Here is a 26,694-nt window from a genome sequence, read left to right on the forward strand (position 1 = left end):
TGCGGGGAGTGCGGCGCGTCCTGCGCGGCCGCCTCCGTGCGTACCGTCCACAGTGCCTCCTTCCTTCGCAACCGTCGGCGCAGGCGCTCAACCAGGGCTCGCTTACGCCTGGAAGCGCGCTGGAGCCCTGCGGTGCCCAGCAGGCCCCCAACGAGGCTGTATCGGGATTCGAGTCGCCGGTCGGGTAATGGGTTCTGTCCGCCCGCACGGCGCATCGCGCGCCACCCGGGCCACGGCAGCACCACCCCAGGCGCAGGCGCAGGCGCAGGCGGATACGGGTTCGGACAGACAGGACAGCGCGACGAGCAGCACCAGCACGACGAGCAGCACCAGGACGACGAGCACGATGAGCGTGACGCGTCTGAGCGGCAGCCGGGTGCCGCGGCCAGGCACGGGACACGCACGCGATGGACACGGGGGCGAGCCACCTGATGAAGGAGCTTCGATGACGTCTCACCCATGCCCGAGGGGCCATACCCAGGAAAGCCGGGCCGCCGCCGGGTGCCTGCTGTGCGCTCCGTGCATCCGGCGGGTGGAGCGCGGTCTGCGGGCCCTGCCCGGACTGCACCAGGAGTGTCTGCACCAGGTGTCACCGACGACGGCGCGGCAGTCGAACCCGACGAAGGTGTCGGGCAGCCGCAAGCAGGACCACCTGAACTTCTCCGTCCTGGACGCCCGCCACAACATCCTGACGATCCTGGAGTCGTGGTCGGGCATGGTCGTCGACAAGCTCCACGTCCCGGCCCCGCCGCGGACCGTGCCGCACCTGGCGCGGTTCCTGACACTGCACCTGCCCTGGCTCGCCGCGCAGGCACCGGCCGTGGAGTTCGCCGACGAGATCGACGCCCTGGTGGTGGAACTGCGCCAGACACTCGACCCCGAGCCGAGTGACCTGCAGACCCTCATCCGCAAGTGCGTCGTGGACAACTGCTCCGGGACGATCAGCGTGTCCCCCAAGACCACCGTGAAGGCCGGGCACGGCAGCATCGCCTGTTCGATGGGGCACTCCTGGGAGATGCGCGAGTGGCTGGGCCTGAGAAAACTCATGGAGCGGCAGCGAAAGGGCGTCAGCGCATGACCAAGCCACCCAGCCACCGTCTCGTGCCCACCAAGGTGGCCGCGCTCGCGGTGGGCGTGTCGGAGGCGACCATCCGCAAGTGGGTCAGCCGCGGGAAGATCACCCGCTACGGCGCCCCGCACTGCCCTTCGGAGTTCGACATCGAGGAACTCACCGAGATCGCCTTGCAGCGCCGGACCTGACCCGGCCCCGCCAGGCGCCTGCCCCACGGGCAGGACCGGACCGCCCCCGCGCGTGCCATCGCTGCCGCGCGCGGGGGCGGTCCACTTGTCGTACCCGGAGGAGCGTTCGGGCCGCCACGGCGGCCCAACTCCCCTGCTCCGCAGGCACGTTCACCGCGCGCGTGATCCAGGTCACGCGGGTGGGGTGTTGGCGTCCCCGCGCGGCCCGTGTCACTATCTACCCACGTCTACCCTGCCCAAAAGTTGCCGTGCGGTGGTGGATCGCGTGTCGTCCCCGCGAAGTCCCCCCGCACCCCCTCCTGCACATCCCCCGTATTTCCCTGTATTTCCCTGCATTTTTCCCCTGACGCTTTCTGGGAAGCGGCCATGCCCGCACAAGCCGGTGCTGCTTGTGCGGGCATGGCCGTTTCTGACGTCCATGCGGTCTCCATGCGGAACAGACAAAAGGGAGCTGAGTGCGTTGACTCTTCCGACCTCAGCGGAGGGGGTGTCAGAAAGCCGCCGGACCCGCTCGGTGGGCACTGGCCGCGCCCACGCCAAGGCCATCCTGCTCGGGGAACACGCGGTGGTGTACGGCGCCGCGGCGCTCGCGCTGCCGATCCCGCAGCTCACGGTGACGGCGAGCGCCGGGTGGGCCGCGGACGGCGACGGCCAGGGCGAGTTGTCGTACACGATGACGGGGACGGCGTCGCGGGCGCTGGTGACGCAGGCCTCGGACGGGCTGCGCCGGCTGATCGCCGAGTTCAAGGCGCGGCTGGGGGTTGCGGGCGGGCCGCGGCTGGATGTGCTGCTGGACAGTTCGGTGCCGCACGGGCGGGGGCTGGGGTCCAGTGCGGCCAGTTCGCGGGCGACGGTGCTGGCGCTGGCGGACCTGTTCGGTCACGCGCTGTCGGAGGACGCGGCGTTCGAGCTGGTGCAGACGGCCGAGAACATGGCCCACGGCCGGGCCAGCGGCGTGGACGCGCGGGCGGTGGGCGCGACGGCGCCGCTGTGGTTCAAGGCGGGCCGGGTGGAGCCGCTGCGGGTGGGGCTGGACGCTTTGTTCATCGTCGCCGACAGCGGGACGGCGGGCAGTACCAAGGAGGCGGTCGGCCTGCTGCGGGAGGGTTTCGAGGCGCATCCCGGGGCCCGGGAGCGGTTCGTGGGCCGCGCCTCTGATCTGGTGCGGGACGCCCGTTCGGCGCTGTCCGAGGGCAGGCCGGAGGACCTCGGGGCGCGGCTGACGGAGTATCACGACCTGATGCGGGGGGCGGGGCTGAGCACCAACCGGATCGACGCGCTGGTCGAGGCCGCGCTGTGGGCGGGTGCCCTCGGCGCCAAGATCACCGGGGGTGGGCTGGGGGGCTGTGTCATCGCGCTGGCCCGGCCGGAGCGGGCCAGGCAGGTCACCCGGCAGTTGCATGAGGCCGGTGCCGTACAGACGTGGGTCGTATCGCTGAAAGGGCTCGACAACCATGCGCCGTGAACATCCGATCGCTGTACTGGGGCCAGACGCCGAGGGCGCGCACGGCCTGGAAGGCGGGGGTGCGGTGGCTCTCGCGCACCCGAACATCGCGCTGATCAAGTACTGGGGCAAGCGGGATGAGGGTCTTGTCCTGCCGGTGACCGACAGTCTGTCGATGACGCTGGACGTGTACCCCACCACCACCCGGGTCCGGCTCGGTGAGGGGGCGGGGCCCGATGAGGTGGTGTTCAACGGGGTGAGCGCCTCCGGTGAGGCGCTGCGGCGGATCACCGTCTTCCTGGACCTGGTGCGTGAGCGTGCCGGGCGCACGCAGCGGGCGGTGGTGGAGACCCGTAACACCGTGCCGACGGGGGCGGGGCTGGCGTCGTCGGCGAGCGGGTTCGCCGCGCTGGCGGTGGCCGCGGCGGCGGCCTACGGGCTGCGGCTGGACGCGCGGGAGCTGTCCCGGCTGGCGCGGCGCGGGTCGGGGTCGGCGTCGCGGTCGCTGTTCGGTGGTTTCGCGCTGTGGCACTCCGGTGCTGGCACGGCGAGCCTGGAGGAGGCGGACGCGGTGTCCTACGCCGAGCCGGTCGCCGCCGCGGACGGGCTGGATCCGGCGCTGGTGGTGGCGGTGGTCAACGCCGGGCCCAAGGAGGTCTCCAGCCGGGCGGCGATGCGGCAGACGGTGGCGACCTCGCCGCTGTACGGGCCGTGGGCCGCCTCCAGCGCGGCGGACCTGGCCGAGATGCGGGCGGCGCTGGTGCGCGGGGACCTTGAGGCGGTCGGGGAGATCGCCGAGCGCAACGCGCTGGGGATGCACGCCACGATGCTGGCGGCGCGTCCGGCGGTGCGCTACCTGTCCCCGGCGACGGTGACCGTCCTGGACGCGGTGGTTGAGCTGCGGCGGGCGGGGGTGGCGGCGTACGCGACGATGGACGCCGGGCCGAACGTGAAGGTGCTGTGCCGCCGGGCGGACGCCGCGCGGGTGGCGGACGCGGTGGGCGCGGTGGTGGGCGCCTCCTCGGTGGTCGTGGCCGGGCCGGGGCCGGGGGCGCGGCTGCTGGACGGCGGGGACAGCTGATGGCCGCGGACACCAGCACCAGCACGGGTCCGGCCACCGCTACGGGCACCGGTACGGGCCCGGGTCCGGTCACCGGCACCGGCACCGGCACGGGTGCGGGTGCGGGTGCGGGTGTGGGTGCGGTGGTGCGGCACGCGCCGGGCAAGCTGTTCGTCGCGGGTGAGTACGCGGTGGTGGAGCCGGGCCGTCCGGCGATCCTGGTGGCGGTGGACCGGCGGATCACCGTCACCGTCGCTCCGCCCGCCGCCGACACCGGTGAGGTGGTGCTGGTCTCGGACCTGACGCCCGCGCCGGTGCGGCTGCGCTGGCACGAGGACCGTCTGGTCGCGCCCGGCCCCGGCGGAAAGCCGCGCCCGCCCGCCGGGCCGGTGCACGTGGTGGCGGCCGTGGAGACGGTGGGCCGTCTGCTGGCCGAACGCAGACGGCCGCTGCCCGTCTTCGAGCTGACGGTCAGCAGCCGTCTGCACGAGGAGGGCCGCAAGTACGGGCTGGGCTCCAGCGGCGCGGTGACCGTCGCCGCCGTCTCGGCGGTGGCCGCGTTCAGCGGGCTGCACCTGAGCCGTGAGGACCTGTACCGGCTGGCGCTGCTGGCCAGCGCGCGGATCGATCCGAAGGGCTCGGGCGGGGATCTGGCCGCCAGCACCTGGGGCGGCTGGATCCTCTACCAGGCGCCCGACCGGGACTTCGTCACCGACCTGGCCCGCCGGGTGGGCATCGGCCGCGCCCTCAAGGCGCCCTGGCCCGGCTTCGCCGTGCGGCGCCTGCCGCCGCCCGCGGGGCTGTCGCTGCAGGTCGGCTGGACGGGCCAGCCCGCCTCCACGACCTCGCTGGTGGCCGGGCTGCACCGGCGCAGTTGGCGGGGCAGCCCCGCGCACCGCCGCTTCGTCACGGACGCCGCCGACTGCGTCACCCAGGCGGCGGCCGCCCTGGACGGCGGTGACGGGCCGGGGCTGCTGGCGCAGATCCGGCGGGCCCGCGGCCAGTTGGCCCGGCTGGACCAGGAGGTGGGCCTGGGCATCTTCACCGACCGGCTGACGGCGCTGTGCGAGGCGGCCGAGGCCGCGGGCGGCGCGGCCAAGCCCTCCGGGGCGGGCGGCGGTGACTGCGGGATCGCGCTGCTCGACGCCACGGCGGCGCGCGAGATCGACGACGTACACAGGCGGTGGACGGCGGCCGGGGTGCTGCCCCTGCCGGTGGGCACCGCCGCGGAAGGGACCGAACCATGAGCGCTCAACGCAAGGACGACCATGTCCGGCTCGCCATCGAGCAGCAGCACACGCACCGCGGGATCAACCAGTTCGACGAGGTGGCGTTCGTCCACCACGCGCTGGCCGGGATCGACCGGCCGCAGGTGTCGCTGGCGACGTCGTTCGCCGGCCTCGACTGGCCGGTGCCGATCTACATCAACGCCATGACCGGCGGCAGCGCCAAGACCGGTGTCATCAACCGGGACCTGGCCACCGCCGCCCACGCCACCGGGGTGCCGATCGCGTCGGGTTCCATGCACGCCTACTTCAAGGACCCCTCCTGCGCGCACACCTTCCAGGTGCTGCGCGAGGCGAACCCGGACGGGTTCGTGATCGCGAACGTGAACGCCACCGCGTCGGTGGAGAACGTGTGGCGGGCGGTGGACCTGCTGCAGGCCAACGCGCTGCAGATCCACCTGAACACGGCGCAGGAGACGGCGATGCCGGAAGGCGACCGCTCGTTCGGGTCGTGGGCGGCGCAGATCGAGAAGATCGCCGCGGCCGTCGACATCCCGGTGATCGTCAAGGAGGTCGGCAACGGCCTGAGCCGTCAGACCGTGCTGGCGCTGAAGGAGCTGGGGGTGGCCGCGGCGGACGTCAGCGGGCGCGGCGGCACCGACTTCGCGCGGATCGAGAACGGGCGCCGGGAGCTGGGCGAGTACGCCTTCCTGCACGGCTGGGGGCAGTCCACGGCGGCCTGCCTGCTGGACGCCCACGGCGCGGGTCTGCCGCTGCTGGCCTCCGGCGGGGTGCGCCACCCGCTGGACGTGGCCCGCGCGCTGGCGCTGGGCGCGAAGGCGGTCGGCTCCTCCGGGGGTTTCCTGCGCACCCTGCTGGACGGCGGCGTGGACGCGCTGGTCGGCCAGCTTCGGACGTGGCTGGACCAGTTGGCCGCGCTGCAGACCATGCTCGGCGCGCGCACCCCGGCCGACCTGCAGGCGTGCGATGTGCTCATCTCGGGCGGGCTGCGGGAGTTCTGCGACCAGCGGGGCATCGACACCCGCCCCCTGGCCCAGCGCACCACCACCGGCACGGCGCAGGCCGCCGGTTCCTCCCCCGCGCCCGGTGCCGCCACGGGCGCCGGCGTTGCCGCTCACGACAGGACGGAAAGCACACGATGACCGACGCACACGCGATCGCCGGGGTCCCGATGCGGTGGGTGGGCCCCCTGCGGATCTCGGGCAACGTCGCCACCACCGAAACCCAGGTGCCGCTGGCCACCTACGAGTCGCCGCTGTGGCCGTCGGTGGGCCGCGGCGCGAAGGTGTCCATGCTGGCCGAGCAGGGCATCGTCGCCACCCTCGTGGACGAGCGGATGACCCGCTCGGTGCTGGTGGAGGCCACCGACGCGGGCACCGCCCTGCGGGCCGCGCAGACGATCCACGCCCGCATCGAGGAACTGCGGGACGTGGTGCGCGCCGGGAGCCGCTTCGCCCAGCTCATCGGCATCCGCCACGAGATCAACGCCAACCTGCTGTTCCTGCGGTTTGAGTTCTCCACCGGCGACGCCTCCGGCCACAACATGGCCACCCTCGCCTCCGACGCCCTGCTCAGCCACCTGCTGAACACGGTTCCCGGGATCTCCTACGGGTCGATCTCCGGGAACTACTGCACCGACAAGAAGGCCACCGCCATCAACGGCATCCTGGGCCGCGGCAAGAACGTCGTCACCGAACTCCTCGTACCCCGCGACATCGTCGAGAGCGTCCTGCACACCACCGCGGGCAAGATCGCCGAGCTGAACCTGCGCAAGAACCTCCTCGGCACCCTCCTCGCGGGCGGTATCCGCTCCGCCAACGCCCACTACGCCAACATGCTGCTGGGCTTCTACCTGGCCACCGGGCAGGACGCCGCGAACATCGTCGAGGGCTCCCAGGGCGTGACCATGGCCGAGGACCGCGACGGCGACCTGTACTTCTCCTGCACCCTGCCCAACCTGATCGTGGGCACCGTCGGCAACGGCAAGGGCCTGGGCTTCGTGGAGACCAACCTCGCCCGCCTGGGCTGCCGCGCGGACGCCGAGCCCGGCCACAACGCCCGCCGCCTGGCCGTCCTGTGCGCGGCGACCGTGCTGTGCGGGGAGCTGTCGCTGCTGGCGGCCCAGACCAACCCCGGTGAACTGATGCGCGCGCACGTGCAGTTGGAACGCGACACTACGACACAAAAGGTTGGTGTGTAACGGCATGTCCAGCGATATCGCGATCGGGATTCACGATCTGTCATTCGCGACCACCGAGTTCGTCCTGCCGCACGCGGCGCTGGCCGCCTACAACGGCACCGAGATCGGCAAGTACCACCTCGGCATCGGCCAGCGGTCGATGAGCGTGCCCGCCGCCGACGAGGACATCGTCACCCTGGGCGCGGCGGCGGCGGCCCCGCTGATCGCGGCGCACGGCAGCGACCGGATCCGCACGGTCGTCTTCGCCACCGAGTCCTCCATCGACCAGGCCAAGTCGGCGGGCATCTACGTGCACTCCCTGCTGGGGCTGGCGTCCGCGTGCCGGGTGGTGGAGCTGAAGCAGGCCTGCTACGGGGCGACCGCGGCCCTGCAGTTCGCGATCGGCCTGGTCCGCCGCGACCCCGCCCAGCAGGTCCTGGTCATCGCCAGCGACGTCTCCAAGTACGACCTGGACAGCCCCGGCGAGGCCACCCAGGGCGCGGCGGCGGTGGCGATGCTGGTCGGCGTCGACCCCGCCCTGCTGCGCATCGAGGAACCCTCCGGGCTGTTCACCGCGGACGTGATGGACTTCTGGCGGCCCAACTACCGTGAGGCGGCGCTGGTGGACGGGCAGGAGTCCATCGCCGCCTACCTCCAGGCCGTCGAGGGCAGCTTCAAGGACTACACCGAACAAGGCGGGCGCCCGCTGGAGGAGTTCGCCGCGTTCTGCTACCACCAGCCGTTCACCAAGATGGCCTACAAGGCCCACCGGCACCTGCTGAACTACTGCGGCGCCGACACCGACGCGGACGCCGTGGAGCGGGCCGTGAAGGCCAGCACCGCCTACAACAGCGTCGTCGGCAACAGCTACACCGCCTCCGTCTACCTGGGCCTGGCCGCCCTGCTGGAGACGACCGGCGAGGACCTGACCGGACGCCCCATCGCGTTCCTCAGCTACGGCTCGGGCAGCGTCGCGGAGTTCTTCTGCGGCACCCCCGCCCCCGGCTACCGCTCCCGGCTGCGCACCGCCGCCCACCGCGAGGCCATCGACCGGCGCACCGAACTCGACTACGCCGCCTACCGGGCCCTGCACCAGCGGTCCTTCCCCACCGACGGCGGCGACTACCCCACCCCCGCGCAGACCACCGGCCCGTTCAGGCTGGCCGCCCTCAACGGGCACAAGCGCATCTACGAGGCCCGCTGAGCCCGTCACCCACTCCCCCCCTCCCGGCGGCCTGATCCCGGCGCCGGACAGCACCCCCTCACACGGTCTCGTACGGCAGCCCTGCCAAAGGACGTCCCGTCTCGTCCCGCGGAGGGGCTTTTTCGTGTGCTGTCCGGCGCCACCAGGCCCCCCACCCCCGCTATGTCCCGCCTTGACGCATGTGCGCACCGCCGCCGCTTTTTCACACCACTTGAAGGGAGGGCCGCCGCATGAGCGACGTCAGGATCCTCGGTACGGGCGGCTACGTGCCGGACCGGGTTGTCACCAACGATGAGGTCGGCGCGGCAGCCGGGGTCGACGACGCCTGGATCACCGCCAAGACGCGGATGAGGCAGCGGCGCTGGGCCGCGCCCGGCCAGGCCACCTCCGACCTCGCCACCGCCGCCGCCCGGGCCGCGCTGGAGGACGCGGGCGTCAGCGCCGACCAGTTGTCCGTGATCGTGGTCGCCACCTCCACCCCGGACCGCCCCCAGCCGCCCACCGCCGCCTACGTCCAGCAGCGCCTGGGCGCGGTCGGCGCCGCCGCGTTCGACGTCAACGCCGTCTGCTCCGGCCCCGTCTTCGCGCTGTCCGCGGTCGAGGGCGTCCTCGCCCGCCGCGGCGGGCACGCCCTGGTCATCGGCGCGGACGTCTACTCCAGCATCCTCAACCCCGCCGACCGCAAGACGGTCGTCCTGTTCGGTGACGGCGCCGGAGCCCTCGTGCTGGGCCCGGCCGACACGGGCGGCCGGATCCGTCACACCGCCCTGCACACCTTCGGTGACCTCTCCCCCTCATCGAGGTCCCCGCGGGCGGCAGCCGCCGCCCGCCCAGCGCGGACACCGTCGCCGAGGGCCAGCACTACTTCACCATGATCGGGCGGGAGGTCCGCCGCTTCGTCAACGACCATCTGCCGCAACTGGCCAAGCAGTTCCTCCACGAGGCCGGTGCCGTCCCCGACGACATCCGCCACTTCGTGCCCCACCAGGCCAACGGTGTCCTCCTCGACGACGTCTTCGCCGAGATGGCACTGCCCAACGCCCGGATGCACGAGACACTGGAGCACTACGCCAACACCGGCGCCGCCTCCCTGCTGCTCACCCTGGACGCCGCCGCCCGCCAGGACGCCTTCCGCCCCGGCGAGCTGATCCTGCTGGCCGGTTTCGGCGGCGGCATGGCGGCGGGCTTCGCCCTGGTCGAATGGTGACCAGCCCCACCCGACCCCACCCGACCCAACCGGGCATGGCCTGCATGGCCTGCATGGCCTGATCTGGCTTGGACGTTGCCCGCCCCGGCACACGGGGCGGGCGGAAAACGCCTCAGGCGGCGCAGACGAAGACAAGAGGGGGCAGGGGTGTGCTCCCGGCCGCGTACCGTGGCGGCCGGGAGCATCAGGTCACCGCTGCCGGGTGCCCGCCTTGTGGGGCCACAGGTCACGGGCGAGCAGCTGCTCGGCCGGGGTCAGCGGCAGGTCGGTGCGCAGCCGTTCGGGGTGCGCGGGCGGTGGTCCGCCCGCGGCCAGCCGCGCCCACGGGTCGCCTGCCGCGTCGGGCGGCGGGCCCGGCAGCAGCCCGGACAGTTCCTGCAGGACCCGCGGCTCGCAGTACAGGGACCCGAACAGGGCCAGGGACCGCCACAGCGGGCGGCAGCAGACCGCCAGCGCCTGCCGCCCACCCCGCCACAACCGTTTCATGACCGCCCCATGGTGCGTGCCGCTGCCTGACCTGCCTGACTGTCAACTCCGGGCTGAACACGACGTCTTCGCAGCCCTCACGCGCAGGCTGTCACGGGCGACTCGCGCACCGGTCGAGAACGCCCGCAGCCCGCCCACAGCCACCCCTGGGCCCCGGCTCTTCACGGGTTCGGGGTGTGGGGGTGGGTGGGGGTCGCGTTCAGTCGATGCCGCGGACGAGGTGGGGCTCGAAGGTGTCGTCCTCGTCGATCCCGGCCAGCCGCAGCGCGGGCACCGGCTGCGGGCACGCACGCGTGGCCTGTCCCGGCCTGCTGCCGCCCCTGCTGCTGGTGCTGTCCTCGTCGTCGGTGTCGTACATCCAATCCTCCTGCTCCATCGGCTCACAGCGCTCAGGGCGGTGACACGCGGGGGCCGGACCACGGCCGGGCGGGGTGACCCCGGTCACATACCACCCTGCACACCGGCAGACGAGGCGCGCTCGAAGGGCGGTGGGAAACACATCGAGCCCCACCCGGTCGGCGGGTGCGGGCAGGGATGCGCTCAGGCGCCCGGGGCGGGCGGCCAGGCACCGCCGGGCGCGGCGGCCTTCAAGGCGGCGGCCAGGGCGCGGGCCCGGCCCGGGCCGTCGCTGTCCGCCCCGGCCAGGACCACCCGCGGCGGGCGGGCCCCGGCGGCGCCCAACTGCTCGGCCACCTTGCAGGCCAGGGCCCCGGCACCGCCGTAACCGGCGAGCAGCAGCGGGGCGCCGGTCAGCCCCGCCAGCGCCTCACACGCGTTCGCGGGGCCGGTGTCGGGCGCCAGCAGCAGCAGTTCCTCAACCCCCGGATAGGTGCGGGTGAACAGGTCGTAGCAGGTGGCGGGCGCGCCGGGCGGTAAGACGAGCACGATACGGCCCGCCCGCGGGGCGCGGGCCACCCGCAGCCGTACCAGCACCCCACCCGGCCTGTCCGGCCCGGCGGGCCCTTTCGGCCCTGCGGGCGGGGTGGGCGGCGCGGAGCGGGGCGTGGGGCGGCAGGTGGGGTGGGGGGGCAGGAGGTTCAGGGCCTGGCCGATGGTGGTGGATTCGTCCGCGGTGCGGGGCAGTTGGCGCAGCAGCAGGACGGTGTGGGCGAGGAGGTCGGCGGCGGTGTCCTCCTCCACGTGGGCCGGGTCGTGGACGGCGGTCAGCAGCAGCCCCCCGGCCGTGTCGTGGCGGGCCAGCAGCACGGCGGGCAGGGCGGAGCGGGCCGGGAGGAGGTCGGGGAAGGACGCGTCCAGGCCGCGGGCGGCGAGCGCGGTGTGCAGGCCCTCCAGGGGGTGCGGGGGATCCTCGAAGACGACGGCGCTGGCGACGGGGACACCGCCGCGGCGCCAGGTGCGGATCCAGCCGTCCGGCACCCACTCGTAGGCCGCCAGGTCCAGGGCCCCATCGCGCAGGCGGCGCAGCAGGCCCGCCACGGTGTCGGCGGGGTCCACCTCCACCGACACCGGCAGCGGGTTACGCAGCGGCCCCGGCATCCGGTCCGCGCCGTCCAGCGCGATACCGCGGCCGGGCACCGTGACGGCGAAACAGACCGGCGCCGCACCGCTGGCGCCGCACGCCCGGTACAGCAGCATGGCCCACACCGCCTGGACGACGCTGCTCTCCGCGGTCCCCCAGGCCGCGGCCCAGTGCGCCAGGCGGGCGGTCTGCGCGGCGTCCAGACGCACCCACATCCGCCGGCCCGCACCACCAGGCCCACCCCCCGTACCGGCAGGGGCGGGAAAGGGGGCGGGGGTGAGGGTGGTGGCGGGGGCGGGGGTGAGGGTGGTGGCGGGGGGCGGGGCGGTCGCGGTCCACAACGCGCGGGCCGGGGCGGGGTCCTGGGCGGCGAGCCAGGCGGAGTAGTCCCGCAGGTCGGGGCGGCGCTCACCGCCGGGCAGGGCGCCGTCGGCGAGGTAGGCGCGGTAGAACTGGCGCAGCAGCAGGTGCACGCTCCAGGTGTCGAGCAGGGCCCGGTGGTAGGTGAGCAGGATCCGGGTGCCCACCTGGCCCGGTGCGCCGCCCGATGTGCCCGGTGTGGGGGGTGTGGGGGGCGGGTCCAGGAGGGTGAGGCGTAAGGGGGCGGGGCGGCGCAGGTCGAAGCCGCGCAGCCGGTCGCGTTCCAGCAGGGCGGGCCAGTCACCGGTGCGGGCCTGGCGGGTGATCTCGGGTGCGGCCTGCTCGTGGACGGTGAGCTGAAGGGCGCCGCCGGTGGCGGTGAACGCGGTGCGCAGCACCGTCTCGCAGGCGAACACCGACTGCCAGGCGGCGGTGAAGCGGGGCAGGTCCAGGGGGCCGTGCCAGTCCCAGACGAGTTGTTCGACATGGCGTCCGGTGCCGGGCCGCCCGTCCCCGCTGCGGTAGAGGGCGGCCTGCTGGGGGGTGGCCGGGAAGGGCGGCGGAAGGGGGGTAGCCGGGGTGCGGGCCAACTCCTCCAGCAGGCCGCGCAGCTGACGGGTGAACACCGCCACGTCCGTGTCGGCGACCGTCCGCCCCGTGCCCGCGTCCTGACCCCCGGTGGATCCGTCGGCGCCGGGTGCGGCCAGGCCCAAACCGTCGGTGCCGGGGCGGGCGGTCGCGGGGCGGGCGGGGGCGCTGATCCAGTCCAGGCCGATGTGCAGACGGCCGCCGGCGAGCTGGGCCTGCACCCGTAAGGGGTGCGCGGGCCGCTCCGGGGCGATGCCGGGCACGGGGCGTACCCGCGGCGGCAGCCAGCCGCCGGTGGGCTGCTCCCCGAGCGGGTTCAAAGCCAGACAGGCCCACGCGGGCGGCAGTTCGCGCAGGGTACGCCGCAGGGCGGCGTCGTCGCTGTACTCCCGGCAGGCGCCGAAGCCCGCACCGTTCGCGCGGCCCGCGCAGGCGGCCAGCGGCCCCGCCAGGGCGGCCAGCTGGGCCAGCGGGTCAAGACCGGGGGCGAGGGTGAGGTGGACGGGGTAGGGCTCGGTCAGCCGGCCCACCAGGCGGCGCAGGCGCGGGCGGCCCGCGCGCGGGTCACCGCAGACGTCGAAGACGGCCTCGTCGCTGTGCTGCCAGCGGGCCAGAGCCAGCGCGAACACCCCGGTGAGGACCTGCTCCGTGGTCAGCGCCAGACGGCGGGCCACGTTCTGGGTGATCCGCTCGGTCGCCTCCTGCCCCAGGGAGAACCGGGCGTGCCGGACCAGAACCGACGGTGACGCGGCGGGCGCCGCGCCGAGCGCCGCGGTCAGCGCCAGCCGGTGGCCTTGAGCACTGCCGGAAGCCGCGGGCGTCTTGTCGTCCGGAACCGCGACGGCGGTCGGCCGGGCCTCACCGGTGCCCGCACCGGTGCCCGCACCGGTGCCCGGCGCATGGGCGCCGCTGCCGCCCCGCGCGGCGGGCGGCCGTCCGCCACAGGCGCTACGGGAGCGCCGCTCGGCGACCTGGGCCCAGTGCCCGGCCTCCACGGCGTCCCCGGCCAACTGCCGCAGCTCCCCCACCCAGTCAGCCAGCGCCGCCTGCGCGTCATCTGCCAGCGCCGCCTGCGCGTCATCTGCCAGCGCCGCCTGCGCGTCATCTGCCGGTGCCGCCTCGGCCACCGGTGCCGTCTCGGTCGCCTCGGTCGCCTCGGCCGTCTCGGTCGCCTCGGCCGTCTCGGTTGGCTCGGCCGTCTCGGTCGCCTCGGCCGTCTCGGTCGCCTCGGCCGTCTCGGTTGGCTGGGCTGGCTGGGCTGGCTGGGCTGGCTGGGGCTGTGGTGCCGTCCGCGGGTCGGGGTGCCGGGGCGCGGGGGTGAGGGCGGCGGTCAGGTCATGGAGCAGCACACACCAGGACGCGCTGTCCACGGCGAGCGGGTGGGCGAGCACCGCGAGGCGGCCGGCCCGCGGTGCGGCCCCCGCCCGCCGCTCCCGGGCGAGCACCAGCCGTACCTGCCACCCACCGCGCGCGCTGAGGCCGCGGGCCGCCGACTCCAGCAGCGCGGTGAACCCGGCCTCGTCGAGGAACTCCCCCTCCACCACCACGTCCTGCCCCTGCCCCTGCCCCAGGTCGTCGCTGGTCTGCCAGCCGTCCGTGGGATGCAGACGCGACCGCAGCTGGGGGTGGGCGGCCACCACGGCCCGGGCGGCCGCGCGCAGGACGGCACCGTCCGGCACGGTCTCCCACTCGGCCAGCACCGCCTCATAGGCGTAACGCCCCCCGAAACCGGTGGCCAGGACCGCGCGCTGGGCGGGGGTCAGCGGGCGCACGGCCACCGGCGCGCCGGTGAGCCGGTCGGCGATCCGGCCCGCGAGGACGGCCGCGGACTGCGCGGCGGGCGCCCACAGCCGCAGCCGGTGCAGGCCCGGCCCGTGCCGCAGCAGCCGGTGCCGCCAGCCGCCAGGCCCCCCGCCCGACGGCGCGGGGGCCAGGCCGCCCAGGAGACGTTCCAGCCTGGCGGTGTCCAGCGGCCCGCGCAGCTCGAGATCCCACGGCGCCGGATACGGCGGCCTCCCAGGATCGACGACCACACTGACCGGCGCGTACGGAAGACGGTGAACAGTCATGGTGTCCGGGTGCGCGGCCCGCTGCCACACGGCGGGCTGCCCTCGGTCTCCTTCCTGGCGCGGCAGTACCAACAAGCGGCGCGGCGGCGCACGCGAGAACACATGCACGCGTCAACCGCGAACGTGCAGGCGGTGCGGGAACGTGCAGGCGGTGCGGGAACGTTAAAGCAGTATGGGGGTGTTCGGGGGCGCGGGCGGTGTGCGGGGATACGGACATGAGGGGATGCCGGTGGTGCCGGGGGGGGAGGCGATGACGGGGCCCCGGCCCGCCGGCCCTCTCGCTGCCCCTTCGCCGCCCCTTGCTGCCCTGCGTTTTCCTCGTCCCCTCGTCCCCTCGTACCTGCCCCCTCTTTTTTCCCTTCTTCCCCCCGGGGACGGGCCGTGACTCCTCTTCCCCCTGGACCACGGCCCCCGCGGCGGCGTCTTGGCCTGATTCCCGCGCCCGCAACGGCAAGAATAAGCACGCTATGGCAGGACGCGCCCGAAGTCCCGTTTCCTGAGCGGATATGCAGCGGCCCCCAAGCGGGATGCGAGAGACCCGTATCAGCAGCGGCGTGCGCAGGCCAGGGCCGCGAATGAGCAGACGTGGTTTCCCCGGACCGGGAAATACCCCGGCCCTACCCCGCCCCCCTTCTTTTTGCTGGTGCGCGAAGACAGCGCACACAGCAGCCGGGGAGGCAGACGACGCACGCGGCGCACGGAAACGGGAAATGAGGGCGGGCAGGACGCAAAGGAAGCGCGAAGGAAAACCCGCGGGGCGCCCCCCGGGGGGCTGGCGGGTGCGGGGTGCCGGGGTGCGGGGGGGGTGCCGGGGGGTCGGGAGCGGTGGGGTCAGAGCATCCGGACGGCGGTTTCCGCGTGCTGTTTGGCCAGGGCGAGCAGGGCCAGGCAGTTCTGGCCCAGGACGGTGCGCACATGGCGGCGGGCGCGGGCCAGGTGCTGCCCGGCGCCGGGGCCGGTGGTGAGGTGTTCCTCGCGCAGGACGACGCTCTGGCGGGAGGTGACGGTCACGCCGGTGGCGTCGGGGACGACCGACCACTCGCCGGTGTGGGAGGCGAGCAGGTCCCAGCAGGCGGTCTGCTTGTAGACGATGCGGCCCGCGTGGGGGAAGCAGATCCGCACCGCGGAGGTGGCGCGGCTGCCGGTGTCGGTGAGGGTTTGAAGGGCCAGGCGCTGCACGCCGGGCGCGTCCTCGGTGAGGTGGGCGGCGGTGACGTGCGGGACGAGGCCCGGCCAGTCACCGGCGCGGTAGAGGAAGTCGTAGGCGAGTTCGGCGGGGCCGTTGATGCGCACGGAGTCCTCGAAGGACAGCACCAGGTCGTCCAGGCGGGTCCACCGCTCGGTGAAGTTCTTCAGTCCGGCGAGTTGGCTGTGGCTGTCCAGGTGGGCTATCCAGGACTGCCAGGCGGGCGGGGGTGGGGCGCCGGGGGTGCGGGCACCGAAACGCAGTTCCAGTTCGGTGGTGTGCGGGCTGCGGTCGCGGACGGTGAGCACGCCGCGGATGGAGTCCGGTGCGGGGCCGGGCCGCTGCTGGCAGAACTCGATCCGGCGGGCCACCGGGTCCAGGTGGCGCGAGGAGGTCCAGGACCTCAGCTGCCCGTTCATCAGCGCCCACATCCGGGTGCGTTCGTGTTCGCCGTCGAAGTGCAGGCGCTCCACGTGGATGCATGGCAGGAAGTACAGCGGCATGGTGGCCGCGTCGGCCAGGACGGCGTAGACCACGCCGGCGGGCGCGGCCAGCTGTACTGTCAGTGCCGTCGTGTCGGCACGCTCCTCACCCAACATTCGTCAACACCTCGCTTCGTGGTTCTGCGTCACACCGGCCGCGCGCCCGCCCCCAGAGGAACGGGGGGTGGTCGGGGGTCGCGGGCCGCGGCGCGCCGGTCAGCCGATGGGCGCGGGCTGTAAGGCGAGCCTGCGCGCGACGCGGCAGGCCCGGCCCAGCAGCCGGGGCAGTGCACGGCCGCCGCGCACGAAGAAGTGGCGCCCGGGGACGGTGCGCAGGTGCACGGGTCCGCGGGTGAACTGGCGCCAGCCCTCAGCGATCGAGGCCGGGGCCAGTGGATTGTCCTGGGAGGCGACCACCAGCAGCGCGGAGGCGGGGGCGGGCGCGTCGCTGGGGGTGCGGGCCGCCTCGTGCAGACTGTGGGCCAGCTCGAGATCGGCGCGCAGCACCGGCAGCATGGCGCGCAGGAAGACGCCCTCGTCGCTGGCGGGCGGTATGACGGTGTCCTGCCCCAGCAGGCGCAGCAGGTCGGCGTCGCTGGTGTGGGGGGCGGGCGCCCACGCGGGGACGGGCGGCGGGCAGGCCCCGACCGCGAGCAGGACCGGCGGCGCGGCGCCCCTCTCCTGCAGGGCGCGGGCCACGGTGAACGCGGCCAGCGCGCCCAGCCCGTGCCCGTACAGGGCGTACGGGCCGCCCGATGGCGGGGTGGTGAGGCGGGGCAGTACCTCCGCCAGCAGGTCCTGGCGGGTGGTCAGCGCCCGGCCACCGCGGGCGGCGGACAGCCGGACGGCGACCGGTTCGACCCCGGGGCCGACAGCGCTTCGCCAGCCGTCGAACACGGACACGCCGTCACCGGAGTGTGCGAAACAGTGCAGGCGCACTGGCGGTTCGTCCGACACGGCATCCTCCTTCGCGTCCCCCTGCCACCAGGGCCGGCTTCGAGCATCACCGCCCGCCCTCGAACCCCACTCGAAACCCACCCGAGGCCCCCCGGCCCCCTCCCCCACGACACAGGCCCCCCACCGCCGCCACCGCGCACCACGACCTCCACGAACACCGCCCCCGGGGCTGCGTGCCGGGGACCGCGAAACCCGCCCGGGGGTGGTGTTGACGCCAACCAGCCGCCCCCTTTCTTTCCCACCCCCGCCCGCAGGCAGGCACCCACACCGCTACCGCGCCAGGAGCAGCAGCCCCCGGCACCGGCACCGGCGCGGGCATGGGCATGGGCACAGAAAGGCGGCCAGGGGATACGGCGGGCAGGAGCGCAAAAGGTGAGCAGGGGGAACGCGGAAGACGAAGGCGAGAAAGACCGCCACCCCAGCAGGCGTTGACCGTGTCGCGGAAGCTGCCACGGTGCGGCAAGAACCGGAACCGGCGGCCCAGTGGGCCGCGTCCCAAGGTCGCCGTGTCCGCCCCTCACACCACGTACCGAGCCCGGGGCCGGGCAGGCCCAGGTCCGCAGTAGGCACGGAACCAGGCAGACCAGACCAGGCCCGCAGCAGGCAGACCTCCGGGCAAGACGGCACAGACGAAACCCCCGGGTCCGGCGCCGCACCCGCGCCGCCGGACCGGACACCTACCGGCCGCCACAAACCCGTCCCCAACCGCAAAACCACCCCCAGGACCAGACCGACTCCCGGGGCCGGGCCCGTTCCCAGCGGCGCAGACCGGGCTCGCACCAGACACCCCGGCCCGGACACAAAAGTCCGCGCCCCAAGGCGAGCACGTACCCCGCTTCCCAACCCGGGTGGCGAGCACGCGCCCCGCTTCCCAAGCCGGGTGGCGAGCACGTACCCCGCTGCCCAAGCCGAGTGGCGAGCACGTACCCCGCTGCCCAAGCCGAGTGGCGAGCACGTACCCCGCTGCCCAAGCCGAGTGGCGAGCACGTACCCCGCTGCCCAAGCCGAGTGGCGAGCACGTACCCCGCTGCCCAAGCCGGGTGGCGAGCACGTACCCCGCCCTCCCCGGGGCGGGCGGACGCCCGCGGCCCGGAAGGAACGGGCAGGCACCCCCTACCCCAGGACGGGCAGCTGCTGCCGGTCCCCCGAAGGGGCGGGGCGCCCAGGCCCTCCCCGGGGGGGGCGGGGGCGGGCAGGCCCGCACCGGGGGGCGGGGGGCGGGCAGGCCCGCACCGGGTGGGGGGCGCGGCGCAGGCTCGCCCCCCACCTGCCCGGGGGTGGGTGGGGGGTCAGGCGGCGTAGCGGTCGAAGGTGGACCCGCGGCGCGGCCCGGCCACCACGTCGAGTTCGGGATCGACCGAGAGCATCGCCTGGTGCAGCCGCTGCAACTGCGGGGAGGGCTCGACACCGAGTTCCTCGATCAGTCCCTCGCGCAGCTTGCGGTACACATCCAGCGCGGAGGCCTGCCGCCCGGACCGGTACAGGGCCACCATCGCCTGCGCGTGCAGGCCCTCGTGCTGCGGGTGACGGGCGATCAGGTCGGTCAGCTCGGCGATGAGTTCGGCGTGCCGCCCCAGCCGCAGGTCGGCGTCGATCCGCCGCTCGGTGGTCACCAGCTTCGACTCCTCCAGCCGCGTCACCTCGATCGCCAGCACCGGCCCAAGGCGTACGTCGACCAGGGCCGGGCCCTGCCACAGCGCCAGCGCCTGCCGGAAACTGCGCGCGGCTCGCTCGTCCTCGCCCTCGTCGAAGGCTTCCTGCCCCTCGGCGACCAGCCGCTCGTAGGTGTGCACGTCCACCGACTCCGGCGGTATCTGCAGCAGATAGCCGCCGTGCCGGGTGGCCAGGACGTTCTTCGCCGCGCCCGGCGCGCCCGGCCCCATCGCGGTGCCCAGGCAGCGCCGCAACTGCATGATGTAGGTCTGCAGGGTCGTCATCGCGCTCTGCGGCAGGTCCGTCCCCCAGATCTCCTCCATCAGCGTCGACACCGGCACCACACGGCTCGGGTACAGGGCCAGCAGCGCCAGAACCTGTCGGGGCTTCCCAGCGGTCGGGACGATCGAGTCCCCGTTCACGGCGGCACACAGCGGACCCAAGACCTGAATCTCCATGGTTCCCTCCGTTCGTCGTCGGACACTCCCGATGGCGGAAAGTCGTCGGCGAACTCGCACGCTATCCGAACGACACCGGAGGCATCGGTTCCTTCAGCGGCATTTGAGTAATCCTCAAAGACCCCACAGCCGACGCAGCGTAATTCGAGAAAGGCAGAAGGAAACCCCGAGGAATTGGCCGAAAATATCGCGCCAACGACTAGAAATGCTTTCTTCTCACACCCGGGCACCATATGCGGGTATACTGCGCTCCCCACCGCACACGCCAGGCTCCCGCCCCACCCCACCCCCGGGCACACCACCCGCACCGGCCGGGCCCGGCCCAGCCACCGGGGCAGGAACCCTACCGCCCCCCGCCCAGCACCCCCGACACCGGGGCCCCCAAAACCCCAACCACCCCGGCCACCCCAACCCACCCCAACCCACCCCGCGCCCTCAAGCCCGGCAGGCCCCCCACCCCAGGCACCCACCACCCGCAAGCCCCCCCCCCCCCCCGCAGGCCGCAACCACGACAGCAGGCACCCCCACCCGCACCCGCACCCGCACCCGCAAGCCCGGCAGGCCGCAGGGCCGCCGCCAGGCCGCCAGGCCGCAGGGGCATCCCCAGCCGCGGGCCCACAGCCAGGAAGCCGCAGCCGGGGAAGACGGGCAGGCGGGAGCGCACACCTGCCACAAGCGCGGCGGGCACAGTCCGGCAGCCGCTACCCGACCAGCGCCGTGGCAGCCCCCGTCGGCGATCGTCATGAGGGGTTTGACGCCATCCTCGGCACCGGACCCCGCCCAGCCCGGGAGGTCGTGCCGCTTACCCGGCACGGGGCCAACCCGCCACGACAACCCGTCGGATGTCCGGGTCGATCACCACCTGACAGGCCGTGGAAGAACGGTGGCTCTTCGACTACCCGGCCGCCGAGTGACCGCCGACGGGCACGAAGGCCCCGTCGACCATGCAGCACAGAGCCCCCTCACCGCACCGTGTCCAGGTACTTATGTGAGTGCACCACCGAGTACGAAGTTATGTGCACCACTGGTTAGGCCACGTCGGTCTCCCGCTCGATGGCCTGGAGGCGGTTCTTGAGCCGGTAGCTGTTGCCGTTGATCGAGACGACTTCGCAGTGGTGCAGGAGCCGGTCGAGGATCGCGGTGGCCAGGACCTCGTCGCCGAAGACCTGGCCCCATTCGCCGAAGGTCTTGTTCGAGGTCAGGATGATCGAGCCCTTCTCGTAACGCTTGGAGATGACCTGGAAGACCAGGTTCGCCTCGGCCCGTTCCAGCGGCTGGTAGCCCACCTCGTCCACCACGAGAACGGCGGGCCGGAGGTAGCTGGTGAGCTTGCTGATCAGACGGCCCTGGTCCTCGGCGGCCTTGAGGTGGCGGACCATGTCGTCAAGGCTGGTGAAGTAGATCGAGTAGCCGGCCCGGCAGGCCGCGACCGCCAAGGCGACGGCGATGTGCGTCTTGCCGACCCCGGGCGGTCCGAGCAGAGCGACGTTGGCCTTGTCCTCGACGAAGGAGAGGGTGGCCAGGTCCTTGACCTTGCGCGGGTCGAGGTCGGGCTGGAAGGAGAAGTCGTAGTCCTCCAGCGTCTTGTGGTGCGGCAGCTTCGACAGCCGCAGACCGTTGCGGAAGCGCCGGTCGTCGCGGACGGCGAGTTCCTCGGCCAGCACGAGGTCGAGGAAGTCGAGGTAGCCCATCTTGGCCTCGTCCGCCCGCTGGACGTACTGGTTCAGGGCCTCGGCCAGGTGCGGCAGGCCGAGCTTGGCGGCGGTGGTGCGGATGCGGGTGCTGGTCAGCTCGCTCAACGGGCTTCCTTGGTCGGGGTGGTGAAGGGACGGGTGCCGGTCAGCTCGTCATAGACCGACAGCGGGCGGCGGCCGACCTCGACGTTCGCGGCGGCGGCCCGGTTCAGCAGAGCCTGCAGCGGTCCGGCCTCCGCCTTCGGCGGCTGGCCGCGTCGGGGTGAGGGCAGAGCGTCGTCACCGGTGGTGACGCGGCGGCCTGCGCCGGTGGGAAGGCCGTCCCAGTGCGTCTCATCCACGATGCGGGCGCCCCGGCCAACGGCCCGCGGATGGATGGCCAGCAGGGTCTGGCCGCTTGCATCGGGAACGGTGGAATGGAGGCTGACTTGCGATTTCGTGGCCCGGATCTCGACTAGCTGGCGGGGGCGGACCTTGCGGGCGGGCACCGAGTAGAGGTTCGCGTCGAAGGCGACCAGGCAGTCCTTGCCGACATGCCGCAGGTGCCTTTGGGCGACCACGTAGGGGGCCGCCGGCAGCGGACGCAGGGCCATGTGGTCGCGCACGGCCCGGTGTCCGATGACCTCACCGTGGGTGCCGTGGACCTTCGCCCGCCGCAGCGGGACCCAGGCGGCGAAGGCGGCGTTGAGTTCCTCGATGGAGGAGAAGGCCCGCCCGGCCAGGACGTGGTCGCGGACGATGTTCACCTGCCGCTCGACCCGGCCCTTGCCCTGAGGCCGGTAGGCGGCCAGCACGTCGATGTCGAAGTCGTAGTGGCCGGCGAAGGCGACCGCCTCCGGGTGCAGCGGAACCGCCTCACCCGGGGCGACGTGCCGGCGCACGACCGTCTTGGTGCGGTCATAGACGATACTTATCGGCACCCCGCCGAAGTGCGCGAACGCGGCCCGATGGCAGTCGAAGAACGTGGCCAGGTCCTGGCTGGTGGTGAAACAGCAGAACGGGTCGCGCGAGTACGACAGCGTCATGTGGAAGGAATAGACCTTCGGGATGCCGACATGCGCGAGGATCTTGCCCTCGTCTCCCCAGTCGACCTGGGCCTGAGCACCGGGGACGACCTCGAAGCGCCGGTGCAGGCCCGCCAGCTCACCCGGGCTGATGCCCAGTTCCTCCGCGATCCGGGGCCGGGCTTCCTGCAGATAGAGCTTCACCCGCTGGTAGTTGATCGCGACCCCGTACTCCTGGGCCAGGCGGTCGTGGATCACCCTGCCCTTGAGCAGGATCTCCGACCTGAGCATCGCGTCGATCAGCGGCGCGACCTCATCCACCACCCGCCGAGGCCGCTGATCTGCTGTTTCTCTCTTCGGCGGCGCGACCGCCGCGGAGTCCTTCAGGTACTTGCTGACCGTCCGGCGGTTCAGCCCGGTCTCCTTCGCGATCTCCCGCAAGCTCATCGCACCGGACTCGTACAGCGGCCGGAACCGCCTCAACTCCAGCCAGCGATGTGGATCCAAAACCACCGTCAGCGGCCTCCCTGCCACCCCGAAACGACAGCAGCAGGCTCACGGCTGGCACCCCATCACCGCATCAAGAATGGTGCACTTTCATCCGTACGAGGTGGTGCACGTTCGCTTGTACGCCGACACACCGCTTGACGCTGCCGCAGCACCAAGCAACGACCCGCAGCAGTCGCCGCCCCACCCCGCAGCCAACTTCAGGCGACAACCGGCAACCCCCGAAAAGCGCCCGCCCCGACCCCGCCCACGGCGGCGAGCTCGGCCACCTCGACTTCCTCCAGACCCTCTGCCAGGACGAGACCACCACCTCCTTCCACTTTGCCCCCAGCAAGCGAAGTTCCCCCAGCAGGCGACTCCTCGTCGCGCTCCGGCGGGGACTGACACCCACCGCCTCACCATCAGCTCACGTCAGCAACTGGCAAGACGTGACCTGTCACCGGGGCAATGACGGACCCCGCCGCTGATCCGGTGAGGTCAGCCGTCGAAGCCAATCCAGCCGACAGGCAGATCGGCCAGTGCTCTGACCAGGAAGGATCGCCGGGTTGCTGGTCAGGGCGGTGGGATGGGCGGAGACGTCCGTTCCGACCGCTGGAGGTGCAGGGGCCCGTGTGCGCCAACTGACCGACCAGGAAGGACAGAAACTGCAGCAGAGCGCGCGCCGGGGCAGCACCAGCTCGGTGCGCTACCGGCGCGCGATGATGCTTCTGGCCTCGGCCGGCGGGAATCGGGTGCCCGTGACCGCCCAGCTGGTGCAGGCCGACGAGGACACCGTCCGGGACGTGATCCACCGCTTCAACGAGACCGGCCCGGCCTGCCTGGACCCTCGGTGGGCGAGAGGCCCTTCCCGCCAACTCAGCCCTGACGGGAAGGAATTCGTCGTCCAGACGGCCATCACCCGCCCGACCAAGCTCGGCCAGCCCTTCACCCGCTGGTCCCTGCGCAAGCTCGGCGCCTATCCGCGCAAAGCCCACGGCCACGTGATCCGGACCGGCCGCGAGGCGTCACGCTGCCTGCTCGCCCACCGCGGCGTGACCTTCCAACGCACCCAGACGTGGAAGGAATCCCCAGACCCCAACCGCGAGGCGAAGCTGGACCGGATCGAGAAGGTCCTCCCCTTTTCAGATATTCGCCGACACCATCACGGCGAGGCAGAAACCGCCTGGCCAGGTCACCAAGCTGATCCCGTCCGAGGTCTTCGCCCAGGTCGCCGACGGCATCGAGGGACTGGTTCACCTGCGGGAGCTCGCCTGGACACCAGTGGAGACTCCAGCAGATGCCGTCCAGGCCGGCGACGAGATCACGGTGGTCGTCACCGAGACCGACCGAGAGCGACGCAGGCTATCCCTCTCCCGACGACAAAGCTCATCCGCCGGCGTGTGACACGCTGCGTTCCTGCGACCCTTCCCTTACGCGAGTACTCCTGAACGTCTGCTCAACCACAGGAAGACACGACGCCCCAAACCGGTGAACCTATACGGTCACAGCACCAGCGCTGCCAGGACGCTTCGGTGGACGGCCCCAGCCCAGACATCGAACGCTTCCCGCTCCCCGCTCCCCGCTCCCCGCTCCTGACATGCACCACCAGGCCAGGGGCCACACAGAAGCAAGGGGGCGCCCACGGCCCCAAGGGACGCGAGAGCACAAGACGCAGCACTTCGGTAAGCCAAGCGACCTGCGCCGCCATAAGCCAGCGCGCCACCGCCCGGTCGTCGGCACTCACGGAAGCCTCGAAGAGAGACAACGCGATCAAAAAGCCGCTGAGCGGGTTACGCTCCGGCGAACGGCTCCCCCACGCGGCCCGGCAACCCAGGCGAAAGCCAGAGCAACCGGCCCGCACCCCCCACCACCTGGCACACTCCCCCCGACCCCACACACCCCGCGTCACAAACCGTGTGACCCGTATCCTTCAAGCGACAGACCCACCACACCGTCCCACACGCCCCCGACCATCCGCCGCCCCACGAAGGGGGTGAGGGGCGCGCGGCACCGCACGGGCGCCGCCAACAAGGCAGCACGAACAGCGCCGATCACGGCCCGCCCGCACACTCCCGCACCACCCAGGACACGAAAGGGCGGTCAGACGGGATGGCGGCCGGGCGGGGCGGACAACTGCGCAGAACCCGAACTGACCAGAGCCGACACCCGCGGCCGGTCAGCAAGCCGAGGCAGCAGCAACTCCCAAAAACGGGTCACATTCTGCCGCGACAGCCACGACGCGTCCGCACCCCCCAACACCTCCAAACCCACCGTCGCCGCAACAATCACCCGCGCCGCATCAGCCCACGACACATCCCTGGCCAGCACACCACTACGCTCCGCCCGCCGCAGACTCTCCTCCACCCACCGCTGCCACTCCCTACGCAACGGCGACTCCGCACGCCGCCCGATATCCCCCGCCAACCCGAACCCCCCACGCACCACCACATCCTGCGCCAGATACCCCATCAACTCATGCGTGGCATCCACCACCGACTGCAACGGATCCCCCTGCCGCGCACGAACCGCCTCCGTCACCCGCCGCACCGTCTCCGCCGCCTCCGCCTCCACCGCCTCAGCCAACGAGTTCTTATTAGCGAAATGAAAATGCAGCGCCCCGTTACTCACCCCCGCCCGCTTACTGATCACCCCCAACGACGCAGGCACAAAACCCACCTCAGCAAACACCTCAGCCGCAGCCCGGATCAACGAACGCCGCGTCCGCGCGGCCCGCTCCTGTGTCACCATCTGCTGCCTCCTGGGCAACGGGATGCCGAAAGCCGGCCAAGACACCGACACCTCACACCCCATGCAACGTACACCTAAGACGGCTACCCGCCGCGCCCACACCACCCCACACCACCACGGACACGACCCCGCACGGAACCCCACACCCCACACTAACAAACCGCGTGGGCGGTATCATCCATACGAGGGGCCAGCACACAGACCGCGACCAGCCCCCCACCACCGGCGCCGCCCCGCACGCCCGGCAGGCAGGCACCGTAACCAGCTCCACCACAAGCCAGGCAGCATCAACGGCCCGGAACACGCCGCCCCGGCACTACCGTCACACCCCCCGCCGCCAACCCCCGCGGTCAGCGTAAAGCAGCAGCACCCGCAAACAGTGAAAACCACACCCCCACCGGAACCCCGCCGACACGCCCGCCAGGAACCCACTGGCCCACACCCCCAAAAACCCGCCCCGACCACGCACCACCAGCACCCCAGCACCCCAGCACCCCCCAGAGGTCCGGTTGCTGACCCCGAAACCGCCCACCTCCCTATCCCTGCGGCCTGGAACGCCTGCCAGTGAACTCGCCTGAAAAAAGACGGCGTCGGGCGTAAGGGCACCCGGACGACAGGAGGCCCTGACAGGTGACACGCCCCCCACCCAGCCCAGCGGAAACCAACCAGCCCCCTCACCCACCCCGCGCCAAAGCAACAGGACCGGAGCGATGACCTTCCCGCCACCACCCCACGGCACAGACACGAAGACACAGAGACACGGGGACGCGGGGATACGGGAAGGCGGGGACGCGGCGACGCGGGGACGCGGGGACGCGGGGATACGGGAAGGCGGGGATACGGGAAGGCGGGGACGCGGGGACGCGGGGAGGCGGGGAGGCGGGGCCGAGAACCGCCCGGGCTGTACCGGCAGACAGCCAGAGAAGGAGGAGGGGAGAGCAAGGGAGAGAGGGAGGGGGGAGGGAGGGAAGGCTTCCCGCATCGGCTCCGGGCTCGGCGCGGCCAGGCCCTCGCCGTCCTCACCGCAGACCACGCTCCAGCACAGCGGCGATTCGCCAAGGCCCCCTACTCAACGAGCAGTTCCACTGCCGGGACGGCGGGCCACACCACCACACGCCCCGCACCCGCCGCCCACGACCGCGCACACGACACCAGCCCCCCGCAGAAGACCCACGCCCACCATGACGTCGCCCTCCGCGCGCACTCCCGCCAAAGGACACCCAGCCAAGCCCGCGCAAGCCCGCCCCGCACCCGGCCCCGCAGCAGAAGAACAACCGCCACCACCAAAGACAGCGCCACCCCCACCACGGCACACCACCCCCCACGGCAAGGGCCGGGAGCTGGCCAAGCAGACACCCCCGGATCCAGCACCGGCGCCACACCCGCACCCGCAGCCGAGCCAGCAGTCACCGGACAGTCAGCCCACACGGCAGGAACACCCA

Annotated in this window: 18 protein-coding genes and 2 pseudogenes; 11 read left to right on the forward strand and 9 right to left on the reverse strand. The window is 72.8% G+C overall.

Annotated elements, in window-relative coordinates; genetic code table 11:
- The first annotated feature begins 445 nt into the window (after positions 1 to 445).
- The 9 genes and pseudogenes from ACFQZ6_RS00005 to ACFQZ6_RS00045 all read left to right on the forward strand — a co-directional run bounded on the left by ACFQZ6_RS00005 (position 446) and on the right by ACFQZ6_RS00045 (position 9,601).
- Positions 446 to 1,078 carry a hypothetical protein gene (locus ACFQZ6_RS00005; RefSeq protein ID WP_381604191.1) on the forward strand — a complete coding sequence of 211 codons (633 nt, stop codon included), beginning with the start codon at positions 446 to 448 and terminating at the stop codon, positions 1,076 to 1,078.
- Complete coding sequence (locus tag ACFQZ6_RS00010) at positions 1,075 to 1,260, forward strand: hypothetical protein (protein WP_360228327.1); 186 nt, start codon at positions 1,075 to 1,077, stop codon at positions 1,258 to 1,260. The genes ACFQZ6_RS00005 and ACFQZ6_RS00010 overlap by 4 nt, the downstream gene beginning before the upstream one ends.
- A 514-nt stretch (positions 1,261 to 1,774) precedes the next feature.
- The gene (mvk, locus tag ACFQZ6_RS00015) at positions 1,775 to 2,725 is read left to right on the forward strand and encodes a mevalonate kinase (RefSeq protein ID WP_381604193.1); all 951 of its coding nucleotides are present in this window, start codon (positions 1,775 to 1,777) and stop codon (positions 2,723 to 2,725) included.
- 64 nt (positions 2,726 to 2,789) lie between these two features.
- Entirely contained in the window at positions 2,790 to 3,785 is a 996-nt protein-coding gene (gene mvaD, locus ACFQZ6_RS00020) for a diphosphomevalonate decarboxylase (RefSeq protein ID WP_381604194.1), read from the forward strand.
- Positions 3,785 to 5,011, forward strand: coding sequence for a phosphomevalonate kinase (locus tag ACFQZ6_RS00025; RefSeq protein WP_381604195.1), 1,227 nt, complete (start codon positions 3,785 to 3,787; stop codon positions 5,009 to 5,011). Before mvaD ends, ACFQZ6_RS00025 begins: the two co-directional genes overlap by 1 nt.
- Positions 5,008 to 6,153, forward strand: coding sequence for a type 2 isopentenyl-diphosphate Delta-isomerase (gene fni, locus ACFQZ6_RS00030; RefSeq protein ID WP_381604197.1), 1,146 nt, complete (start codon positions 5,008 to 5,010; stop codon positions 6,151 to 6,153). The genes ACFQZ6_RS00025 and fni overlap by 4 nt, the downstream gene beginning before the upstream one ends.
- The gene (locus ACFQZ6_RS00035) at positions 6,150 to 7,211 is read left to right on the forward strand and encodes a hydroxymethylglutaryl-CoA reductase (RefSeq protein ID WP_381604199.1); all 1,062 of its coding nucleotides are present in this window, start codon (positions 6,150 to 6,152) and stop codon (positions 7,209 to 7,211) included. The genes fni and ACFQZ6_RS00035 overlap by 4 nt, the downstream gene beginning before the upstream one ends.
- A 4-nt stretch (positions 7,212 to 7,215) precedes the next feature.
- Positions 7,216 to 8,394 (forward strand): hydroxymethylglutaryl-CoA synthase, encoded by a 1,179-nt coding sequence (locus ACFQZ6_RS00040; RefSeq protein ID WP_381604201.1) that lies wholly within the window; start codon positions 7,216 to 7,218, stop codon positions 8,392 to 8,394.
- A 230-nt stretch (positions 8,395 to 8,624) separates the two neighbouring features.
- Positions 8,625 to 9,601, forward strand: a pseudogene (locus ACFQZ6_RS00045) (3-oxoacyl-ACP synthase III family protein).
- A gap of 189 nt (positions 9,602 to 9,790) precedes the next feature.
- On the opposite strand, the gene ACFQZ6_RS00050 reads toward ACFQZ6_RS00045, so the two are convergent.
- From ACFQZ6_RS00050 to istA, 8 genes are all read right to left on the reverse strand, one after another.
- Entirely contained in the window at positions 9,791 to 10,087 is a 297-nt protein-coding gene (locus ACFQZ6_RS00050; RefSeq protein WP_381604203.1) for a DUF6059 family protein, read from the reverse strand.
- A 199-nt stretch (positions 10,088 to 10,286) separates the two neighbouring features.
- Positions 10,287 to 10,445: a hypothetical protein gene (locus ACFQZ6_RS00055; RefSeq protein ID WP_381604205.1), complete on the reverse strand. Its 159-nt coding sequence runs from the start codon at positions 10,443 to 10,445 to the stop codon at positions 10,287 to 10,289.
- Positions 10,446 to 10,627: 182 nt separating this feature from the next.
- The gene (locus ACFQZ6_RS00060; protein WP_381604207.1) at positions 10,628 to 14,584 is read right to left on the reverse strand and encodes a condensation domain-containing protein; all 3,957 of its coding nucleotides are present in this window, start codon (positions 14,582 to 14,584) and stop codon (positions 10,628 to 10,630) included.
- A gap of 831 nt (positions 14,585 to 15,415) precedes the next feature.
- A complete protein-coding gene (locus ACFQZ6_RS00065) occupies positions 15,416 to 16,369 on the reverse strand; it encodes an aromatase/cyclase (RefSeq protein ID WP_381604209.1) in 954 nt (317 codons plus the stop codon).
- A gap of 99 nt (positions 16,370 to 16,468) precedes the next feature.
- Positions 16,469 to 17,209 (reverse strand): thioesterase II family protein, encoded by a 741-nt coding sequence (locus tag ACFQZ6_RS00070; RefSeq protein WP_381604210.1) that lies wholly within the window; start codon positions 17,207 to 17,209, stop codon positions 16,469 to 16,471.
- Positions 17,210 to 18,498: 1,289 nt separating this feature from the next.
- On the reverse strand, positions 18,499 to 19,320 hold the full coding sequence (locus ACFQZ6_RS00075) for an AfsR/SARP family transcriptional regulator (RefSeq protein WP_381604212.1): 822 nt from the start codon (positions 19,318 to 19,320) through the stop codon (positions 18,499 to 18,501).
- A gap of 1,028 nt (positions 19,321 to 20,348) precedes the next feature.
- Positions 20,349 to 21,119 carry an IS21-like element helper ATPase IstB gene (istB, locus tag ACFQZ6_RS00080; RefSeq protein ID WP_381604214.1) on the reverse strand — a complete coding sequence of 257 codons (771 nt, stop codon included), beginning with the start codon at positions 21,117 to 21,119 and terminating at the stop codon, positions 20,349 to 20,351.
- The gene (gene istA, locus ACFQZ6_RS00085; protein WP_449334067.1) at positions 21,116 to 22,465 is read right to left on the reverse strand and encodes an IS21 family transposase; all 1,350 of its coding nucleotides are present in this window, start codon (positions 22,463 to 22,465) and stop codon (positions 21,116 to 21,118) included. Before istA ends, istB begins: the two co-directional genes overlap by 4 nt.
- Positions 22,466 to 23,085: 620 nt before the next feature.
- Here istA and ACFQZ6_RS00090 point away from each other — a divergent pair.
- A pseudogene (locus ACFQZ6_RS00090) lies at positions 23,086 to 23,640 on the forward strand (helix-turn-helix domain-containing protein); the annotation flags it as partial.
- Between the two features lie 25 nt (positions 23,641 to 23,665).
- Positions 23,666 to 23,908, forward strand: coding sequence for a S1 RNA-binding domain-containing protein (locus ACFQZ6_RS00095; protein WP_381617960.1), 243 nt, complete (start codon positions 23,666 to 23,668; stop codon positions 23,906 to 23,908).
- A 696-nt stretch (positions 23,909 to 24,604) separates the two neighbouring features.
- On the opposite strand, the gene ACFQZ6_RS00100 is transcribed toward ACFQZ6_RS00095, so the two are convergent.
- Positions 24,605 to 25,252: a ScbR family autoregulator-binding transcription factor gene (locus tag ACFQZ6_RS00100; protein ID WP_381604218.1), complete on the reverse strand. Its 648-nt coding sequence runs from the start codon at positions 25,250 to 25,252 to the stop codon at positions 24,605 to 24,607.
- Positions 25,253 to 26,694 lie beyond the last annotated feature (1,442 nt).

The organism is Streptomyces flavalbus (assembly GCF_042674625.1).
In the GTDB taxonomy this organism is placed as follows: domain Bacteria; phylum Actinomycetota; class Actinomycetes; order Streptomycetales; family Streptomycetaceae; genus Streptomyces; species Streptomyces flavalbus.

Bases quoted from the DNA above. Each gene is read 5' to 3' on its own strand.
- ACFQZ6_RS00005 (WP_381604191.1), top strand. From the start codon at position 446: ATGACGTCTCACCCATGCCCGAGGGGCCATACCCAGGAAAGCCGGGCC.
- ACFQZ6_RS00010 (WP_360228327.1), top strand. From the start codon at position 1,075: ATGACCAAGCCACCCAGCCACCGTCTCGTGCCCACCAAGGTGGCCGCG.
- ACFQZ6_RS00025 (WP_381604195.1), top strand. From the start codon at position 3,785: ATGGCCGCGGACACCAGCACCAGCACGGGTCCGGCCACCGCTACGGGC.
- fni (WP_381604197.1), top strand. From the start codon at position 5,008: ATGAGCGCTCAACGCAAGGACGACCATGTCCGGCTCGCCATCGAGCAG.
- ACFQZ6_RS00035 (WP_381604199.1), top strand. From the start codon at position 6,150: ATGACCGACGCACACGCGATCGCCGGGGTCCCGATGCGGTGGGTGGGC.
- ACFQZ6_RS00040 (WP_381604201.1), top strand. From the start codon at position 7,216: ATGTCCAGCGATATCGCGATCGGGATTCACGATCTGTCATTCGCGACC.
- ACFQZ6_RS00050 (WP_381604203.1), bottom strand. From the start codon at position 10,087: ATGAAACGGTTGTGGCGGGGTGGGCGGCAGGCGCTGGCGGTCTGCTGC.
- ACFQZ6_RS00055 (WP_381604205.1), bottom strand. From the start codon at position 10,445: ATGTACGACACCGACGACGAGGACAGCACCAGCAGCAGGGGCGGCAGC.
- ACFQZ6_RS00060 (WP_381604207.1), bottom strand. From the start codon at position 14,584: ATGACTGTTCACCGTCTTCCGTACGCGCCGGTCAGTGTGGTCGTCGAT.
- ACFQZ6_RS00065 (WP_381604209.1), bottom strand. From the start codon at position 16,369: ATGTTGGGTGAGGAGCGTGCCGACACGACGGCACTGACAGTACAGCTG.
- ACFQZ6_RS00075 (WP_381604212.1), bottom strand. From the start codon at position 19,320: ATGGAGATTCAGGTCTTGGGTCCGCTGTGTGCCGCCGTGAACGGGGAC.
- istA (WP_449334067.1), bottom strand. From the start codon at position 22,465: ATGAGCTTGCGGGAGATCGCGAAGGAGACCGGGCTGAACCGCCGGACG.
- ACFQZ6_RS00100 (WP_381604218.1), bottom strand. From the start codon at position 25,252: ATGGTGACACAGGAGCGGGCCGCGCGGACGCGGCGTTCGTTGATCCGG.